Source organism: Pyxidicoccus sp. M15, assembly GCF_056858435.1.
The window spans coordinates 867,535-885,402 of record NZ_CM166495.1 but is presented as its reverse complement, the minus strand read 5'-3'; the positions used below and the strand labels follow the sequence as shown (position 1 = coordinate 885,402).

The following is a 17,868-nucleotide window of genomic DNA, read 5'->3' as shown; positions in this document are numbered from 1 at the left end:
GGAACGGTGCCCTCCCGGCGCGCCGCGTTCCCCCCGCGGCGCGTTGGCTTCCATTCGCTGACCGCCACCCGGCAGGCGCCCACGTTCGGTGCGTGAGGCTCCCTGCAGGCCACGGCCAGCCACGTTGATTGGTCAACGTTCGGACTGCGGGCGCAAATACCCTTTGAGCCGATATGGAATTCCCAGCGCGTTCCCGGGGCGAGGCCTGCTCCCCCGCCCGGGCAGTACCCGCGCGGAGGAGCGCCTTGCGTCCTGCTAGCCCTTCGGAGTGAAGCGCACGACGGCCGCCGCGGGCCCGCTCAGCCGCAGCGTGCCGTCCTTCAGCGGCGCGGCTTCAACGGTTCCACCGAAGCGCGGCGCCTCGCTCCACAGCACCACTTCCGCACCGGCGGGCACGCGGTGCTCCAGCGTGCCGCGGACGGAGACGACGACTTGCAGGCCCTGCCCGCCTCCGCGCCGCTCCAGCACCAGCGCGTCCGGCCCGAGCGCGCGGGCGTCATGGCCTCCCGCCCGGACGTCCTTCAGCGCGGGCTCCGTCGCGCGCAGGTGGAGCAGCTCGCGGTACAGCGCGCGCACGCCCGCGTGCTCCGGCCGCTCCGCCTCGCTCCAGTCCAGCCTGGAGCGGTTGAAGGTCTCCGGCGCCTGCGGGTCCGGCACCTCGGCGCCGGCGAAGCGCGTGAAGCCGGCGAACTCCTTGCGGCGCCCCTCCGTGACGAGCCGGCCCAGCTCCTCGTTGTGGTCGGTGAAGTAGAGGAAGGGCGTGCTCGCGTTCCACTCCTGCCCCATGAAGAGCAGCGGCGTGAAGGGCGACGTCAGGAGCAGCGTGCTCATGGCGCGGAAGGCCGCGGGGGACACGTCGTGCCCCAGCCGCTCGCCCAGGGCGCGGTTGCCCACCTGGTCATGGTTCTGGATGCAGTGGACGAAGCGCCAGGGCTCCAGCCCTTCCGCCTTCGTGCCGCGCGCGTGGCCCAGGTTCTTCGACACCTGGCCCTCGTAGAACCAGCCCTGTCGCAGCGTGCGCGCGAGGTCCTCCGTGCTGCCCGTGTAGTCCTGGTAGTAGCCCTCGCTGTCCCCCGCGAAGGCGCGCCGCATCTGGTGGTGGAAGTCATCCGCCCAGACGCCGTCCAGCCCGTGGCCTTCCGGCGGAGGGCGCATCAGCTTGCGCTCGTTGCGCTCGTCCTCGGCGATGACGAGCACCCGGCGGCCCGGCGCGACGGCCCGGGCGCGCTCGGCGATTTCGGTGAGCAGGTGCGGGGTGCCCTCGTCGACAATCGCGTGCGCGGCGTCCAGGCGCAGGCCGTCCGCGTGGTAGTCGCGAATCCACATCTCCACGTTGGAGAGCACCAGCGAGCGCACGTACGCGCTGCCCTCGCTGTCGTAGTTCACCGCGTCGCCCCACGGCGTGTGGTGGCGGCCGGTGAAGTAGTGCGGCGAGTACGCGCGCAGGTAGTTCCCGTCCGGCCCGAAGTGGTTGTAGACGGCGTCGATGAGCACCGCGAGCCCGCGCGCGTGCGCGGCGTCGATGAGCCGGCGCAGCCCCTCCGGGCCGCCGTACGCGTGCAGGGGCGCGAAGAGGTCCACCCCGTCGTAGCCCCAGTTGCGCACGCCGGGGAAGGCGGCCACCGGCATGATTTCCAGCGCGGTGATGCCCAAATCCTTGAGGCCGGGCAGCCGGGAGATGAGGGCCTCGAAGGTGCCTTCGGGCGTGGCGGTGCCGACGTGCACCTCGTAGATGACGAGGGCTTCAGGCGCCACGCCCTTCCAGCCCGCGTCCGTCCACTCGAAGTCCGGAACGACGACCTCGGACGGGCCGTGCACGCCGAGCGGCTGCGAGCGGGACCACGGGTCCGGGAAGGGGCCCTCGCCGTCCACACGCAGCTTGTAGAGCGTGCCGGCGCCGTGGCCTTCCAGCACGCCGCCGAAGCAGGCGCCGGAGTCATCGGGCTCCTGCGCCAGCGGGACGATGCGCCCGGGCTGCCCCCGCGCATCGTGAATCACCACCTCCAGGCGCTGGTGGCCGGGCGCCCAGACGCGCCACCGCACTCCATTGCCCTCCACCCACGCCCCCAACCGGGGCACTGCCTGCCGTGTCGTTCGGATGTCGTCCGCGGAAACCATGTGGCTGCTTCTGTAATGCGCCAGCTCCAGGTTTGGAGAAGGGGCCCGACGGAGATGTTCACGGCTGGGCAGGCGTCCCGTCCGAATGGACACCGGAGGACGGTGGAGCACCCGACGCGGGACTCAGGGAGGCGCGCCCTGCGCCACCCAGTCGATGAGCGTCTGCTTCTCCGTCGCGGTGAGCGGCTGCCCCTTGGGCATGGGCGCGCCGGAGCACGCGGGGCTGCTGTTGGTGGCCAGCACCTTGTCGATGAGCACGCTCTGGCCACGCAGCGGGCCGCACGCCTTCACCAGCAGCCTGGAGGTACAGCCGCTGCTCGCCTGCCCCACCAGCTCGCCGTAGGCCCGGCCCGGGGTGAGGTTGACGGGCGTGGACGGGCTGGAGTGGCAGCCGGAGTTGCAGTTCTTCTCGAAGAGGGGCTGCACGTGCGTGGCCAGCGTGACGGCGCGCGTGGCCAGCCCGAACCAGGCCGGTCCGGAGGCGCCACCGCCGGGCGCCGGGTTGGTGACGACGACGGAGACGGCACCGGACGCGGGCGCCGTCGCCACCAGTGCAGCGGGCACCGTCACGGTGAGGCGCGTGGCGCTCCGCGTGGACACACTCACGGGGGTGCCGTTGAAGGTGACGCTCGCGCCGGAGCTGAAGTCCTGCCCGTCCAGCGTGAGGGTGAAGCCCGCGCCGCCGGCCACCATTCCGCAGGGCGAGAGGGTGTCGACGCGCGGCACCGGGTTGGGGCGTGCCACGACGAAGGACAGCGCGTTGCTGGTGCCGCCGCCGGGCGCGGGGCTCACCACCGTGACGGGGAAGTCCCCCGCCACCGCGAGGTCCGCCGAGGTGAGGCTGGCGCTGAGCGCGCTCGCGCCCTGCACGCTCGTGGGCCGAGCCGCGCCGTTGAAGCGCAGCGAGGTGCCGGAGACGAAGCCACTGCCCGTGACGGTGAGGGTGAGCGCGGTGCCGCCCTGGCTCGCCTCGGAGGGCGTGAGGCTGGCGAGCGCGGGCACGGGGTTGGGGGCCAGGAGCGGAAGCGTCACCGTGGCGCTCAGCTTTCCATCGGCATTGCGCACCTGGACGCCGGGGTCTCCCGCGGCGGTGGCGGGCACGTCCACCTCCAGCCGGGTGGCGGAGCAGGTGGCGGGCGTGAGCGCGCTGCCGGCGAACAGCACGGTGGCCCGGGTGGGCGTGCAGTCGTAGCCGGAGCCGGTGACGGCGAGCCGGAAGGCCCGGTCCGCCTCACCGGGCGAGGGGCTGAGCCCGGTGATGGTGGGCCCGTCGACGAGCGCGGCGGTGAGCGTGCGCGCCGCGCTGGTGCCACCGCCGGGAGCGGGATTGCGCACCGAGACCTGGTGGCCGCCAGGCCCGGCGAAGGTCGGCATGCGCGCGCGCAGCGACGTACCGCTCACCCACGTGGTGGCCACCTCGGTGCCGTCCAGCAGGACGACGGAGCTGGCGGTGAAGTTGCCACCCGAGAGCGTGACGTCGAACGCGGCGCCGCCCGTGGCCACCGAGTCCGGGGCGAGTGCCGCCAGCGTGGGGGCGGGGTTGAGCACGCGGAAGACGCGCTCCTCGCTGACGCCGCCGTCCGGTGGATTCACCACGCGCACGCGGTGCTCGGCCGCCGAGGCGTTGATGGCCGCGCCCACCGTCGCCGTGAGGCGGCTGGCGCTGACGAACTGCGTGGGCAGCGGCGCGCCGCCCAGCTCCACGCGGCTGCCCGACTCGAAGCGCGCGCCCTCCAACTGCACGCTCACGCCGGCGCTGCCCACCGCCACCGAGTCCGGCGCGAGGCGGGTGAGCGCGGGGCCTCCCGGCACCGGCTCCGGCACGCCCGCGTCGGAGGGTGCGGGCGCCCCGGCGCAAATCCAGGCCGCCACCTGCGCGAGGGCCGCATCATCGAGATAGGGCCCGCCCTCGGGCATGCGGTTGGCCGCGTCCGGCAGCAGCTTCGTATAGAGCAGGCTCTGCTCGGGAGCACCGGGCACCACCAGTCGCCGCGCGCTCTCGTTGACCGTCGCGGCCCAGAACTGCTGCGCGTGGGTGAAGGTCAGCCCGCCCGCGCCCGTGCCGTGACAGCCGGAGGCCGCGCAGCCGGTGGTGGCGCTGGCCGCGAAGTGATTCGCATACAGCGCGTCCAGCGAAGCGCTCCCCACCTGCTCGCACAGCGGGGAGCCGGACTCGACGACCCGCGCATCGCGCTGCTCCGTACAGCCGGCGAGGACACCGAGTGCGAGGGCCAGCACCCTCCAGTGCCAGGTGCCATGAGGAGCAGGACGTACAGGCCCGAAGACGTGGCGAGACATGTCGACAGGGAAGACTCCCTGGAAGAGTCCACGGCCACGTCGCGCGCACCGGCAGGAAGCGGACGGTTGGTGGCCGTTCCCGTCACCGGCAGGTCTTCCGCCCGACACATCGCGGGTGGGCCAGGCCGGTGCCCTTCCCGTCCCTCTCGGAGCTTTCTTCCATGAAGACTCGACGCAACCTGGTCTCTTCCCTGCTGTTCGCCGTGAGCATGCTGGGGCTCGCCGCCTGTGGTGACGACAACTCGCGCGTCACGGTGAAGCTGACGGACGCGCCGGGCGACGGCTTCGAGAAGGCCGTAGTCACCATCTCCAAGGTGTACCTCAAGGGCGGTGGCGCGGAGGGCTCCGGCGAGGTGGTGCTGCGCGACGAGCCCATCACCACGGACCTGCTCACCCTGGCCAACGACACCGCCGACCTGGTGAAGGACGCCGAAGTACCGCAAGGCACGTACAGGGAGCTGCGCTTCGTCATCACCGGCGCGTACGTGCAGGTGAACGAGGACGGCGTCAGCCGCGTCTACGCCACGTCCGACTACGCCGAGGTCCCCTCCGGCGTCGAGGTGGACGGCGAGCTGCAGATGCCCAGCCTGTCCACGTCGGGCCTCAAGGTGAAGTTCGCCAACGACGCGGACGTGACGGTGTCCAGCGAGCAGGAGCAGAAGGTCATCCTCGTGGACTTCGACGTGGCGCAGAGCTTCGGGCGCGCGGCCGGCGGCTCGGACCGCTGGGTGATGAGCCCCGTCATCAAGGGCGCGGACCTGGAGTTCTCCTCCAACATCGTGGTGAGCCTGAAGACAGGCGCCGGCGTCACCCTGCCGGTGGTGGGCGACGCGAAGGTGGAGCTGTCCGCCTTCAACGCGGTGCTCGTCAACGCCGAGGGCAGCCGCGAGCCGCTGGCCTTCACCGACGACAACGGCGACGGCACCTTCGAGGCCAACTTCAAGTTCCTCATCCCCGGCGCCTTCCAGGTGGAAATCGAGGGGCCCGAGGGGCTCGGCTTCACCACCGACCCGGGCCACCCCGCCAGCGTCACCGCGACGGGCGGCGCGGAGTCCCGCGCGGCCTTCACGCTGACGTCCGCCGTCGCGCTCTAGCCAGCGCGTCAGGGGGACTCCCGGCTCACGGTGCGGCGGCAACGGCAGCGTGAGCCGGCGCAGGCCTGGCCACTCCAGGTGCGTCGGGGCGAACAGGGCGCGGCCAGCCATGGCCCGCGCCATTCGCCCCCGCAGGGGTGGTCCGACCGGCTCCGGCGTCCCGGCAGGCGGGCGGCCAGGGGAGCGCGCGGTCCACGTCGGGAAGGCGCCGCGCGTGCCCCGTGTGTCTTGTGGCCGCGCCGTTCCGCCGGGATGATGCGCCCTCCGCGAGAGCGCGGAGCCCTGGAGCCCCCTGGAATGAGCATCGCCCGCACTGGCCTGGAGCCGCGGTCCATCCCGCGCGGAGACGACGTGCGCGCACGCGTCGCCGCCCTCGAGGTGCTGTCCCCGCGCGAAATCGACGCGCGCCTGACGGACCTGGGCTACCGCGGTCAGGACGAGGCGCGGCGCGCGGCCTCGGTGCTCGCCTACCGCCACCTGCGCCGCATCCGCCGCCTCCACCTGGAGGGGCTCGCCCCCGAGCCGGGCCTGCGGGAGAACTGCCTGTTCCTCGGGCCCACCGGCTCCGGGAAGACGTTCCTCGTGGAGCTGCTGTTCCGCGAAATCCTCGCGGTGCCCACCGTGCTGGCGGACGCCACCCAGTTCTCCGAGACGGGCTACGTGGGCGACGACGTCAACACCCTGCTGTCGCGCCTGTACGAGGTGGCGGACAAGGACGCGGAGTGGGCCGCCTGCGGCGTCATCTGCATGGACGAGTTCGACAAGCTCGCCACCAGCCGCTCCGACAGCCGCTTCGCCGGGCAGCAGACCACCAAGGACGTCAGCGGCTTCGGCGTGCAGCGCAGCCTGCTCCATCTGCTGTCCGCCTCCAGCGCGGACTTCCCGGCGGACTTCGGCTTCACCAGCCGCCTGCAGCCGGAGAACATGGACCTGGCCTGCCTCACCTTCATCGCCTGCGGCGCCTTCAGCGGGCTGCGCTCCACCGCCGAGGGCATGGCGCGCGAGGAGCGGCTGGGCTTCGGCCGCGAGCCGCGCGCCTTCCAGCAGGAGGCCATCGCCTCGCAGGTGTCGCAGGAGCAGCTGGAGCAGACCACCGCCTTCGCCCGCTACGGCTTCATCCCGGAGCTCATCGGCCGCTTCAACCGGCTGGTGTCCTTCGCCCCGCTGGACGCGGCCACCCTGGGCGACATCCTCCAGCACAACGTGCTGCGCGCGTACGAGCGCGAGTTCGAGCAGGAGGGCCTGCGCCTGCTGGTGGAGCCCGCCGTGCGTGAGCACGTGGTGGGGCGCGCCCTCAAGCGCGAGACGGGCGCGCGCGGCCTGCGCACCACCCTGGCCCCGCTGCTGGAGGGCGCCGCGTACGAGCACTTCGGCCGGCAGGATGCGGCCGGCACCGTCCGCCTGGTGATGGCGGGCGACGAGGTGCGGGCGCTCGCGGAATAGTCCCGCCGCGGGCCGCCGACCGGCGCTGCGAGGGCGTGGAGGTGGCCTCCCTGCCACACCTGGAGGGCAGGCCCGCCGCTCACCGCGAGCGCGCACGCCTTACGGTTTCCTCAGAGAGACGGAAGCCGGAGGGCTGCACACATGCACCACACGCGAGAGATTCCCCGGGAGGGGTGGGCCGACTACCTCGCCCTGCTGAGCAACCTGGAGAAGGACCACTGGGTCCGCATCGAGATGGAGAGCCCCGAGCTGGGTGAGCAGCCGCTCGCCAGCCGCCTGCCGCTCATCGAGATTGCCCTCGAGGAGAAGGGCAGCGACAAGGGCTCCGTCGAAATCATCGTCGGCCGGCCCGGGGACGAAATCACCCACCGCATCAGCACGCCGGACCACATCTACGCGGACGAGAGCGAGAGCGGCGAGCTGGAGTGCCTGGACATCGAAGGCGCCGACCACGTGAAGACGCTCATCTTCTTCGAGCAGTCCAGCGCGGGCGACGAGCTCGGCGCCAGCACGCCGATGTGAAGCACCCGCCCCGCGCGCGCGCCGGAAACGACGAAGGCCGGAAGGCGCCCCCTCGTGAGAAGAGGAACCCCCCGGCCTTTCCGGCCCTGAGCGGCCCGCCCCGGCTCACGCCGTGGCGGGTGCGTCAGCCGTGCGCCGCTTGATTACGGGTACAGCGCGCGGGCGCCGGTCTTGTCCAGGCTGGTCAGGACGAGGTCGCCCGTCTGGGTGCCGTTGCACTGGGGGTAGTGCATGACCGAGGCGCGGTCATACGAGGTCAGCGCGCGCCAGTTGGCGTCCTCGTAGCAGCCGCTCGCCGTGGAGCGGGTGTGCTCGTGACGGAGGCCGAGCACGTGGCCCAGCTCGTGACGCAGCACGCCCGTCAGCGACCAGGAGCCTCCACCGCCGAAGGCGCTGGTGGACACGAGGATGTTGCGGCCCGAGCGAGCGGAGTTCGGGAAGAACGCGCGCGCCACGTAGGACGTGGTGCTCGTCTGGCGCACGTCGAACAGCACGCCCGTCTGGGACGCGGTGCAGTTGCTGTCGTAGCTGGTGCTGTGGATGAAGTTCACGTTCGCGGTGGCCTCCCAGGCCGCCGTCGCGCTGTTCATCGCGCTGACCATGGTGCTGTAGCGGCTGCCGAAGCTGCTGCTGCTCACGCAGTAGGTCAGGTTGCGGGCCTGCGTGGCGGTCCACTTCACGTCACGGCCGCTGAGGTAGTACACCGCCAGGCCACCGGCGCTGCTGCCGGTCTCGTTGGCGATGTTCTCGTCGTAGAAGGCCTTCAGCTCTTCCTTCGAATCGAAGGCCATGTCGCCGTCGATGACGAACTTGCCCTCTTCATCCTGGTAGGCGTTCGCCTGGAACTCCTCCCACGACATCGTGGGGGCCTGCGTCTCGGAGGCCTCGGGGCCACCGCACGCGGTACCGAGAAGGGCAACACCAGCCATCAGCGCAAAGTTACGGAACTTGAGCATCGGGGGTTCCTCTGAAAACTACTGCGGGGGACGCACCGTCCGCCTGGCTTCCACCAGCCGCGACCCGGTGCGCGCCGACCCATCAGCAATTGACGGGCCACATCTCACTCAGAGGGTGAAAACCGAAATCGCGGCTTAACCTGGACTATCTGCACTCCAGGCTCTCAAGCCGCGAATGTAAAAACAAGTGACAACTCGGAGCATAAGTCAGCGCAGGCGTAGGGAAATCGCCTCGCGCGGATGAGCGTATGGAAAGAGGACGGTGTTGTAGTGTTACCGGTCACCCGCCCGGAGGTCGCAGCTCCCCGCCAGCTGGGAGCACGACGCACTCACGCGCGCAGTGTGGGTGACTCACGGTATCCACACAGACAGGCTGCGTCAAATCCGCCGACGCAGTGCGCCCGGACATATGCAATATCGGCGCACCGCGCCAGCAGTTGCTTTGAGGTGCTACAAAATCGCGCGGCGCACCTTCCAGAAGGTCTCCTTCGCGGCGCGGAAGGCGGCGGAGTCGGCGGGCAGCAGGGTGCGCAGCAGCTCGGCGGACTGCGTCTGCAGGGGCCGCACGCAGTGGGCCTCCACCTTGGCGCGCAGGAAGCCCACCGGGTCCCTGTTGCGGTAGTCGGCGAAGTACGTCTTCAGCTCGTTGCGCGTGCGCGCGCGGCCGTTGTCCGCGTACTTGGCCACGTAGGGGCTGAAGTCCGGGTACAGCCGCCCCTCGCCGAAGTCGCCGTGCAGGGTGGTCTTCATGAAGTTGCCGATGAGCAAGTCATCGAAGACCTGGTAGCGCACGGCCGTCATCAGCGAGTTGCGCGGCGCCTCGAAGGTGATGCCGCGACGGAAGCGGCGCGTGTGGAACTCGATGACGTGGTCCTGCCCGCCCACGCGGAAGCGGAGGAAGTCCAGCGCGGTGCCCAGGTGCTCGATGGAGCCGAAGTACTCGCGCAGCGCCCTGGCCTCGTCGGCCTCCAGCAATTCGCTCCAGTCGTCGCCGAACTCCTTCGGGTCCACCGGGCGCAGGGCGCGCTCCTTCGGGCGGATGAGCTCGGTGCTGTCCTGGAGGAAGTCCTGACGGATGAAGGCCGGCAAGAGCGCGCAGGACTGGGACTCGAAGCCGCGGGCGTAGTCCTCCAGCGTGGTGGTGTACTCGGAGGCCCAGACGCTGTCGGCGCGTTGGTACTTGTGCATGGAGCTGAAGGGCACGAAGTAGCGGGCGCCGTAGAACTCGGCCTGGCGGGCGATGGTGCGGCCCACCGGGTTCCTGGCCGCGGCGTACGGGGCGATGCGCTGCCCATCCTCGGTGAAGTAGTTGATCATGTCCGCGTCGCCGTAGCCGGACAGGGCCAGGAGGTACGACTCCTTGTAGCCCCGGACGATGCTCCGCACGTAGCGGCCCCAGCCGCGGTCTCCCGCGTCGTTGAGGTTGATGACGAGCCGCCCGCCCACGTCCACCAGCAGCACCGCGTCCTGGTTCATGTCCGGCAGGCACATGACGCGGATGCGCGGGGACAGCTGCGTCCATACCCGGTCCGTCAACACGTGGACGTTGAAGCCCTGGCCGCGCAGGTCATCGCGGATGCGGTTGCCGAAGTGGTTGGGCACCAGCAGCGTGGCCTTGCGCAGCTTCTCCAGCGACTCCGCGCTCAGGTGGTCGGGGTGGCCATGGGACAGCCACACGTACTGGCACTTCTGGATGGCGTCGCGCTGGGCCTCCGGGACTTCGTGCGACAGCGTCCAGCTCCCGAAGTACGCCCCGCCGTCCGTCCAGGGGTCCGTCACCAACACCGGACCTTCGTCGTGGCAGATGAGTGTGGCATTCCCAATGGTCTCGAAACCCAGTTCCATCTCGCGCTTCCCCCTCGCCCGCGCGCCCCCGCGCTGGATGGGCCGAAAGGTGAAGCCCGCCCACATGGAGGCACAGTGCCCTGACGTGCAGGGAAAAGGATTTCCTGCCTGGCTGGCCGCTCCAGGACGGGGACGGGGCCCGGCGCTGCGCGACGACACGCCGGGCCGGTGACACCCGGCCCCGAGCCCTCAGCGCCGGCGCGAGACGAGGGAGAGGATTTCCGTGCCGTAGCGCTCGGTGAGGGCGGGGCCCACGCCGTGGATGGCCATGAGCTCCCGGCCGTTCTCCGGCCGGGCCACGGCGATGGCGCCCAGCACCTTGTCCGTGAGGATGCGGAACGCGGGCACCCGGCGCTTGCGCGCCTCCGCGAGCCGCCAGGCCTTGAGCGACTCCACCAGCGCCGGAGATGCCTCCGCCCCGTCCGCGTCGCTCAGCACGGCGCGCCGCCCGCGCGACGCGGGGGCCGGCGCGTCGTCATAGACGATGTCCGGGCGCGCGCCGCGGGACGCATTCCAGGTGGAGCGGCCCTCCGAGCCTCCCGCCGGGGCATTGGCGCGCCAGTGCTTCGGCCGGGCCTCGTCCCCCGCGTCCGGCGCCGCGCCACGCGAGCGCGAGGAGCGCTCCGGGCCCGCCTCCCCCGCCGCGCGTGAGGCGCGCTTGCGTGAGGGGCGCTTCGTCCCGGTGCCCGACGCCTCCGCCTTGCGGCGCTTCTTCTTCGTCGCCTTCTCCAGCGGGAGCGGGAGGAACACCTGGCCGGGGTCCACCGCGCGGGTGCGCCGGCCCTCGTCCGTCAGGGACAGGCGCTGGAAGTTGATGACCTGCCCGTCCTTGTCGAAAGAGTCCACGTCCAGCCGCGCCAGCCCCGCGCGCACCAGGCCGCCCGCCAGCCGCTCGAAGTCGCGGCGCGGGAGGGCCTCGCCGAACAGCTCGCGGTGGAGCCGACCCATGGCCTGCCCGTCGCGCTCGTGCAGCGACTCGAGGATGCGCTCCAGCCAGTGGCACTCCTCGCGGGTGGGCTCCACGAAGCGCAGCGTGGCGCACGTCTCGGGCGCGCAGACGTCGCACAGGCCGCACGCCTCGCCGGAGTCCTGCACGTCACCGAAGTGGGCCACCAGCTGCTTCATGCGGCAGCCGTGGGCCTCCGCGTAGCGCCCCATCTGCTCCAGGTGCAGCAGCTTGCGCTCGCGCTGCGAGGTGTACGAGGCCATCCACCCCGGCCGCCCGCGCGCCACCGTCTCCTCCGGCGTCATCACCACGCCGCCGTGAATCCACAGCTGCTCCAGCGCCTTGTCGAACACCTCCGGGTCTCCGCGCACGCGTCCCTGGAGCACCACCTTCGGCTCCAGCTGCGTGCCCGTGGACTGGAACAGCCGCTCCAGGACGCGGGGCTCCGGGTAGTCGCGGCGGTGGAAGAACTCGTGCGTGCGCCGGTCGATGTACGAGTGCAGCAGCACCGCACGAGACGGCTTGCCGTCGCGGCCCGCGCGGCCCAGCTCCTGGTAGTAGCCCTCCAGGCTCGCCGGCAGCGCGGCGTGGATGACGGTGCGCACGTCCGGCTTGTCGATGCCCATGCCGAACGCGGTGGTGGCCACGATGACCTCCAGCGCGCCCTTGAGGAACTCGGCCTGCACGCGGTCTCGCTCGGCGGGCTGGAGGCCCGCGTGGTACGCGGCGGCGGGGAACTCGCCCGCGAGCGTGTCCGCGAGCTGCTCGGCGTGCTTGCGCGTGGCCGCGTAGACGATGGCGGGCCGGTTCTCCTCGTCCTGCAGGAGCGAGTGGATGGCGTCACCGCGCGCGCCGGGGTTCAGCTCGCGCACTTCAATGGCGATATTGGTGCGGCGGAAGCCGTGGATGAAGGTGCGCGCCTTGCCTCCGGCCCCGTGCAGCCCGAGCTGCTGGACGATGTCGCGCTGCACGTCCGGCGTGGCGGTGGCGGTGAGGGCCACCACGGGCGCGGGCCGCAGCAGCGGCAGCCGCGCGCCGAGCAGGCGGTAGTCCGGGCGGAAGTCGTGACCCCACTGGGAGATGCAGTGGGCCTCGTCGATGGCGATGAGGGCGGGGGTGCGGCGCGCGAGGAACTCCACGAAGCCGGGCACGCCGAGCCGCTCGGGCGCGATGAAGAGGAAGTCGAGCCGCTCCTCCAGGTAGTCCGCGCACACCTGGCGGGACGTGGCCCTGTCCCGCCCGGAGTGGATGCGGTCCGCCGCGAAGCCGAGCGACTGGAGCCGCGCCACCTGGTCCTCCATGAGCGCGATGAGCGGGCTGACGACGAGCGTGGTGCCCGCGCGCGCCAGGCCCGGGAGCTGGTAGCAGAGCGACTTGCCCGCGCCGGTGGGCATGACGAGCAGCAGGTCCTCCCCCGCCGTGGCCGCGCGGCAGACGGCCTCCTGGTAGGGGCGGAACTCGGAGAAGCCGAAGGCCTGCTTCAGCAGCGGGCGGAGCTGGTCCGGGGGCGTGGGCGCGCGAGGCACCCGCGCGGGCCGCTGCGCGGACGGCGGCGCGGTGGGGGCGGCACTCCGGCGCGAGGGCGTCCTGCCACCCGCCGGGCCCGCGTTCCACGAGGAGGCCTCGGGTTCGGGGCCGCGCCAGGCCCGGGAGCTCGTCGGGTCCACGGCCATGCCGCCGTGGAGCGGGGCCATGGACGCAGGGACCGAGGCGTCGGAGAACGCATTCGAGACGACACGGCGCGGACCGCCCTGGCTCCCCAGCGAAGGCCCCGGAGAGAGCGGGCCGGACGCGGAGAACCCCGGCGAGGGCGCGTCCTGGAGGGAGCGCTGGACGGCCGGCCGCTGTGAGCCCGCTCCCTGGAACGAGGGCTGCGTTTCGAGTGTGCGCGCGCCGGGAGCGGCCGGACGCCCCTCGCCCATGGGCGCCTGGAAGGAGCGCGGCGGCGCGCCGGCCGGGCTCGTGGGCCCCTGCCCCACCACGTCGATGACGTACTTCTCGATGCCGCGGAGGAACTCGTCCAGCTGCCCCTCGCCGCTTTCAATCCGCTGGAGCCACGCCTCCCACTGCCCCGTCATGGCGGGCGACTTCACGTGCGGGTGGACCACCTGGATGAGGTGGATGCCCTTCTCCGTGGCCTCCATCACCTTGCCCTTGCGGCGCAGGTACTCGCGGTCCAGCAGCACCTCGATGATGGCCGCGCGCGTGGCCGGCGTGCCCAGGCCCGTCTCGCGCATCGCGTCCGCCAGCTCCTTCTCGTCGAGCGCCTTGCCCGCCGTCTCCATGGCGGTGAGCAGCGACGCGTCCGAGAAGCGCGGCGGCGGGCGCGTGCGCTTCTTCACCGCCTCCGCGTCCTCCACCGTCTGCGGCTGCCCGCGCTCCAGCCCGGTGGGCAGCGACTGCGGCTCGTCGTCCGGCTCGCGCTCCTCGTCCTCGCCCTTCTTCCCCTCCGCCTTCGGACGCGGCGCCTTCTGCCCGCCGCCGATGTCCAGCACCTTCCAGCCCACCCGCTCCACCTGCGTGCCGGTGCTCTGGAAGCGGTCCACCACCCGCGCCGCCGCGTCCCCGGACGTCACCGCGGTAATCACCGTGGTGACACGCCAGACGTGGTCCTCGTGCCAGGCCTGGAGCACCCGGCGGCACACCAGGTCGTAGATGCGCTGCTCGTCCGGCGCCAGGCGCACGCCGTCCGGCGCCGTGGGCGTGGGGATGATGGCGTGGTGGTCCGTCACCTTCGCGTCGTCCACGTACCGCTTGCCGAGCGGCCGCGAGCCCGTGCCCGGCGCCAGGTCCTCCTCGAAGGGCGCGCGGATGGCGTTCACCACCTCCGGCAGCGTGTCCGCCACCGTGCGCGACAGGTGCCGGCTGGCGGTGCGCGGGTAGCTCAGGAGCTTGTGCTTCTCGTAGAGCGCCTGCGCCACCTCCAGCGTGCGCTGCGCGCTGAAGCCGTAGAGCCGGTTGGCGTGCCGCTGCAGCTCCGTCAAGTCGTAGAGGAGCGGAGGCGGCATCTTCTTCTCCTCCGCCTCCAGGGACTCAATCGCCGCGCTGCCCTTGCGCACGCGGTCGATGATGGCCTGGGCCTCCCTGCCATCCGCGTCCAGGCGGCGGGCCTCGCGCGGGGACTCGCCGTGCGGCACCACGGGCCTGCCGTCCGGCCCCGAGCGGAACCACGTGCCCTGGTACATGGCCCCCACGGGCACGGCCTTCGAGCGCGGCACGAAGGTGGCCACCACCTCCAGGTAGTCGCGGGGGACGAAGTCGCGGATGGCCAGTTCGCGCTCCACCACCATGGCCAGCGTGGGCGTCTGCACGCGCCCCACGCTCAGCATCTCCCCGTGCCCGCCGTGCGCCAGCGTGTACAGGCGCGACAGGTTCATCCCCACCAGCCAGTCCGCCCGGCTGCGCCCCATGGCGGCGGCGGCCAGCGGCTCGTAGTCCCGCCCGTCCGCGAGCTTCTGGAAGCCGTCGCGGATGGCCCGCTCCGTCAGCGAGGACACCCACAGCCGGCGCACCGGCTTGCGGCACCCGGCGGCCTCGTAGATGTAGCGGAAGATGAGCTCGCCCTCGCGGCCCGCGTCCGTGGCGCACACCACGGCGGAGACTTCCGGCGCGTTGAGCACGCGCTTCACCACCCCGAACTGGGTGTGCGTCTCCTTGGAGACGACGAGCGGCCACTCCGCCGGCAGCATGGGCAGGAGCGCGCGGCTCCACTTCTTCCAGTCCGGGCGAATCTCGTGCGGCTGCGCCAGCCCCACCAGGTGGCCGATGGCCCACGTCACCACGTAGCCATTGCCCTTGAGGAAGCCGTCCCCGCGCTCATTGGCGCCCAGCACCCGGGCGATGTCGCGCGCCACGGCCGGCTTCTCCGCCAGCACCGCCAGCACGGACCCCCGCCCTCCGGCGCGATTCGGCGCGCCGTCATTGCTCCCGAGCCTGTCCTCGCGGGGCGACTCGCCCATCTCTTCCCACCTCATGAAGCCCTGTCCCCTCCCGCCCGCTCCGCCCACGCCCCGGGTAGAGCCCCTGGCGCGCCGCGGAAGCCCTCTCCCCTATCGCGACAGGCTGACATGCCCGAGCCCCGCTGTCCCTACCTGTCACGCCTGCCCGCTCCACGGCCGGCCGAGGGAAATCCACGCGGGCCGTGTCACCTCCGCGCACGCTCCGTTCCCAACGCTCCAGGTCCGAGGAAATGGGAAAGCTCCCGGGGCCCTCCCGCCCTCGCGTGGCGGGTCCGCGCACGCTGGCGCCTTCGCGCAAGCATTTGGCGCGGCAGAAGAAAACTGCTCCCCGCGCCTGGGTCAGTATGCCCTTGTTGCCAGTCGCCAACGGCGCCTGACGACAGGGGGAAGCAGCTTCACCATGGGTGTAGGGGGGAAGCAGATGTCACACGTCGCGCATGAGTCGGGCCAGGGGATTCCGGGGGGAAGCATGAGGCCCGGTGGCATGTCGCGCGGAGACACAGGGGCCACGATTCGCAGGCCAGGGCGTCAGTCCTGGGTGGAGTGGCAGAGGGCGGTCGAGGGGGAGACAGGGGGAATCGCGGTACCGGCACTGGCCGTCTTCGCGGGGGCGAAGCGGACGCAGCTGGCGGCACTCGCGAAGTCGACCGCCACCGAGCCACTTCGTGAAGTCATGGGGGGAGTGACGCGGGTGGCAGCCATGCGCCCGCAGACGTTCGGACGGGCCCAGACACTGGCGCGGATGCGGGCACTCTCGCGTCCCGCGGTGCCCTGGGAGGACGCCGGACGCTCGAGGGGGGAGTCACAGCAGCTCATGCGGGTGTCGGTACAAGGGATACCGGACACGCGCCGCATGAAGCGCTGACGCGCACCGGGGGGAAGCGCGTCTCGAAAAAAGTTCGCTGGAGGGGTCCAAGGCCCTCCGGACACATCAAGGGCGGGTGGGAGGACGTTGCCGCGGGGGCGGTGGCGTCTGCGGTAGGGGGACCCGGGGTCACGCTCGCCAAGAGGGGGAGAGCGAACCCGAGAATGGGTCATTTCCGGGGGGTGCTCCGAGTCCATCGGAGCATCCCCCGTAGCTTTTTCAGGGGCCTGGGGGCGCCTCACTCCACGTGCAGCGTCATGGTGCCGGTGAGGGTGCGGTGCACGGTGAGCCACAGCACGTCCCCGGCGGTGTCCACGGAGGCGAAGTAGTCCACGTCGGCCGTGAGCGCCTGCCCGTCCAGCGTGACGCGGGAGGGCGCCAGCGCGGCGGTGTAGCCGCGCAGCACCACCAGGGGATTCGTGAGGGAGCGGGCGCCGGCCTCGAAGCGGAGCGTGGCGCGGTTGCTGGCGGCCTGGGCCTCCCAGGTGGCGTAGACGGGGTTGTAGCCGGGCACGTCGTACGTCACGGCGTCGGCGCGCCCCACGCCTCCGGGGCCGCGGGTGGCCACGGTGCCCTCGGTGGCCGTCAGGCGGACGCCCTGCCAGGCCTCCACCTCGGCCGCCAGCGCCAGCACCGGGTCCTCGGCGTGGGTGCCCAGCACGAGGAAGGTGGAGTAGCTCTGGTAGGGGTGGCCGGAGAGGTTGGCGTCGTCGCCATAGCGCGGGTACTGGCGCTGTCCCACGGCGCCGAAGTTGCTGCCCCACGCCAGGCGGTGTGAGCGGGTGGTGCCAGGCAGCTCGTACTGGTTGAGCTGGTACGTCCAGTTGTAGTCCACGGGCATGGGGCCGTCCGCGTCGCGGGTGCCCCGGCTGGGGTAGAGCCAGTAGCCGCCCGCGGGCTTCTGCTCCCACGTCTGCGTCTGCACCACGCCCATCTCCGCGTCCGGCGCCTCCGTCCACATGCGGGTGTAGGGGACGACGTTGGGCGCGGCGTAGTCCCAGCCGGTGTTCATCGTCACCGGCGAGGAGAGCGTGACGAAGCGGTTGCGGTCCCCCCACCCCAGGCCGGCGATTTCGGCGTTGGCGTTGGCGTCGAAGAGCAGGTCACCGTAGGGGGAGCGCACGTCCGCTTCGATGAGGTCCGCGGCGAAGCCCGAGGCGTCGTGCGTAATCGCGTAGAGCGGGTGGCTCCGGCCGGTGGCGAAGAGGTAGTGCACCGTGACGTTGACGACGTGGCCGTCGAGCGGGAGCGGCCAGCGGAACTCATGCAGCGCGTGGTGGCGGCCCTCGAAGGCGACGCGCCAGGTGCCCTGCACGCCCTCCGTCCAGTTGCCCCAGGTGGCGCCGTCCTTGAGGTGGCACACCACCATGCCCCAGCCGGGGACCTGGTTGTGCGCGCCGTCGCAGGTGCGCGTGGCGCCCTGCACCTCGTAGGTGTAGCGGCGGAGGTAGCCGCCGTTCCACCCCGCCGGGTCCCTGGCGTCGTTGCGCACGAGCGCGGCCGAGCGCGGCTGGCAGTCGTCGTCGCGCCAGGTGTAGCGGTCGACATGGAAGCCATCGAGTTGCTGGTCGCGCTCGAGCTTCAGCGGGGCGCAGGGGCCCGTGTCGCCGGTGCCGGCGTCCAGCGGGTCATCACCTCCGGGCTTCACCTCCTTGCCACCGCAGGCCGCGAGCACCAGGGCCAGCAGCACGCTCAGCGCGCGGGCCCGCGGCAGGAAGACGGAGAGGTTCAGGTCGGGCGTCATCGTTGCTCCCTCACGGCGGACAGAGGCTCCACCGTGAGGGGCGAGCCGTGCCGCGTCCCCGTCCTGCCAAGCTGTTAA

The 17,868-nt window shown here is 71.9% G+C and carries 9 protein-coding genes; 3 read left to right on the top strand and 6 right to left on the bottom strand.

The window, feature by feature from the left end; genetic code table 11:
* Positions 1–255: 255 nt before the first annotated feature.
* Both treZ and ACX9TP_RS03505 read right to left on the bottom strand, forming a co-directional pair.
* Entirely contained in the window at positions 256–2,118 is a 1,863-nt protein-coding gene (treZ, locus tag ACX9TP_RS03510; RefSeq protein WP_482978276.1) for a malto-oligosyltrehalose trehalohydrolase, read from the bottom strand.
* Positions 2,119–2,241: 123 nt separating this feature from the next.
* Positions 2,242–4,356, bottom strand: coding sequence for an IPT/TIG domain-containing protein (locus ACX9TP_RS03505; protein ID WP_482978275.1), 2,115 nt, complete (start codon positions 4,354–4,356; stop codon positions 2,242–2,244).
* A gap of 221 nt (positions 4,357–4,577) precedes the next feature.
* On the opposite strand from ACX9TP_RS03505, the gene ACX9TP_RS03500 reads away from it, so the two are divergent.
* The 3 genes from ACX9TP_RS03500 to ACX9TP_RS03490 all read left to right on the top strand — a co-directional run bounded on the left by ACX9TP_RS03500 (position 4,578) and on the right by ACX9TP_RS03490 (position 7,475).
* Positions 4,578–5,510 carry a DUF4382 domain-containing protein gene (locus ACX9TP_RS03500; protein ID WP_482978274.1) on the top strand — a complete coding sequence of 311 codons (933 nt, stop codon included), beginning with the start codon at positions 4,578–4,580 and terminating at the stop codon, positions 5,508–5,510.
* A 297-nt stretch (positions 5,511–5,807) separates the two neighbouring features.
* Positions 5,808–6,953: an AAA family ATPase gene (locus ACX9TP_RS03495; RefSeq protein ID WP_482978273.1), complete on the top strand. Its 1,146-nt coding sequence runs from the start codon at positions 5,808–5,810 to the stop codon at positions 6,951–6,953.
* Positions 6,954–7,094: 141 nt separating this feature from the next.
* The gene (locus ACX9TP_RS03490) at positions 7,095–7,475 is read left to right on the top strand and encodes a DUF5335 family protein (RefSeq protein WP_482978272.1); all 381 of its coding nucleotides are present in this window, start codon (positions 7,095–7,097) and stop codon (positions 7,473–7,475) included.
* Between the two features lie 143 nt (positions 7,476–7,618).
* Here the strand turns inward: ACX9TP_RS03490 and ACX9TP_RS03485 are convergent, their stop codons facing one another.
* From ACX9TP_RS03485 to ACX9TP_RS03470, 4 genes are all read right to left on the bottom strand, one after another.
* Complete coding sequence (locus ACX9TP_RS03485) at positions 7,619–8,431, bottom strand: M57 family metalloprotease (protein ID WP_482978271.1); 813 nt, start codon at positions 8,429–8,431, stop codon at positions 7,619–7,621.
* A 450-nt stretch (positions 8,432–8,881) separates the two neighbouring features.
* Positions 8,882–10,276, bottom strand: a complete 1,395-nt coding sequence (locus tag ACX9TP_RS03480) for an MBL fold metallo-hydrolase (RefSeq protein ID WP_482978270.1) — start codon at positions 10,274–10,276, stop codon at positions 8,882–8,884.
* 189 nt (positions 10,277–10,465) lie between these two features.
* Entirely contained in the window at positions 10,466–15,196 is a 4,731-nt protein-coding gene (locus ACX9TP_RS03475) for a DNA topoisomerase 3 (protein ID WP_482978269.1), read from the bottom strand.
* Between the two features lie 1,088 nt (positions 15,197–16,284).
* On the bottom strand, positions 16,285–17,790 hold the full coding sequence (locus ACX9TP_RS03470) for a hypothetical protein (protein WP_482978268.1): 1,506 nt from the start codon (positions 17,788–17,790) through the stop codon (positions 16,285–16,287).
* Between the last annotated feature and the right edge of the window lie 78 nt (positions 17,791–17,868).

Coding starts and splice junctions, on each gene's coding strand:
- ACX9TP_RS03495 (WP_482978273.1), top strand. CDS start 5,808: ATGAGCATCGCCCGCACTGGCCTGGAGCCGCGGTCCATCCCGCGCGGA.
- ACX9TP_RS03485 (WP_482978271.1), bottom strand. CDS start 8,431: ATGCTCAAGTTCCGTAACTTTGCGCTGATGGCTGGTGTTGCCCTTCTC.
- ACX9TP_RS03475 (WP_482978269.1), bottom strand. CDS start 15,196: ATGAGGTGGGAAGAGATGGGCGAGTCGCCCCGCGAGGACAGGCTCGGG.
- ACX9TP_RS03500 (WP_482978274.1), top strand. CDS start 4,578: ATGAAGACTCGACGCAACCTGGTCTCTTCCCTGCTGTTCGCCGTGAGC.
- ACX9TP_RS03470 (WP_482978268.1), bottom strand. CDS start 17,790: ATGACGCCCGACCTGAACCTCTCCGTCTTCCTGCCGCGGGCCCGCGCG.
- ACX9TP_RS03480 (WP_482978270.1), bottom strand. CDS start 10,276: ATGGAACTGGGTTTCGAGACCATTGGGAATGCCACACTCATCTGCCAC.
- treZ (WP_482978276.1), bottom strand. CDS start 2,118: ATGGTTTCCGCGGACGACATCCGAACGACACGGCAGGCAGTGCCCCGG.
- ACX9TP_RS03490 (WP_482978272.1), top strand. CDS start 7,095: ATGCACCACACGCGAGAGATTCCCCGGGAGGGGTGGGCCGACTACCTC.